We start from the raw sequence: 784 nt of genomic DNA, 5'->3' as shown, positions 1-784 counted from the left end.
GGGCGCCAAGATTGTTTTGAGCTTACGTGCATTGGTTCAGTCGACCGGACGCTGGGCGCAATTCTGGGACAAGATCGATCAGTTCGGTGCTCAGCCTTGCTAAGGACATTATTGAAAGGTAGCACCCGGTCTCATGAGGAGTAATGTTTTTAAAATCATATTCTTTTTTTGTTTCTACAGTTTCTAAACTTGCACTCACCTCTAGTGTGGTTTTTTCAGTTTTTATAGTTTCATTCTTAAGACTCTGTTCTGGTTTATAATATGATGAGAGAGAATTTGTATTGATCGTATTCATAAAAACCTCCATATATATTCTTTATCATTGTAACATACATTGTCCAGTCCCGTGTGATTATTTGCCAAAGAGGAGCCATCCCTTGTTCGTTGCGCGAGAGGGTAACCGACTAGCACCCACCTAAAAAATCGTCGCTTCGGGCACAAAGTTTCGAGACTGGATGACAATCGTCTGAGCCGATGGTACAACCGACATTCCGCACCCGCTCACGCCACCAACAGGTTTTCTCTCAACTCATCTATCCTTGCGTTTATCGCAAACATTCAGGGGGAAGCAGGCTGGCCATGCACATCGAAACTGGCTCAAAGGCCAGTCCACAGCATTACAGCAGCCAAGCGCTCGAACACCTGGGATTGGTAGCCGGAATGTACGACGAGCTGGGTCTCGGGGAGCTCATTGATCGGGTTATGGTACAGGATGAAAGCAGCCGGATCATCTCCCTGGGACAGTCTGTAAAAGCGATGGTACTCAACGGGTTAGGCTTCGCGC

General features: G+C 46.9%; 1 protein-coding gene. It reads left to right on the top strand.

All coding sequences use genetic code 11. The annotated features are described in order from the left end of the window. Positions 1-579: 579 nt before the first annotated feature. A partial coding sequence (locus CKO36_RS19300; protein WP_200286482.1) for a DUF4277 domain-containing protein occupies positions 580-784 on the top strand: 205 nt, incomplete at its 3' end.

The sequence above is a fragment of the Rhabdochromatium marinum genome (assembly GCF_016583795.1).
In the GTDB taxonomy this organism is placed as follows: domain Bacteria; phylum Pseudomonadota; class Gammaproteobacteria; order Chromatiales; family Chromatiaceae; genus Rhabdochromatium; species Rhabdochromatium marinum.
Note: the sequence above shows the minus strand (reverse complement) of the source record. Positions and strands in the feature narration are given on the sequence as shown.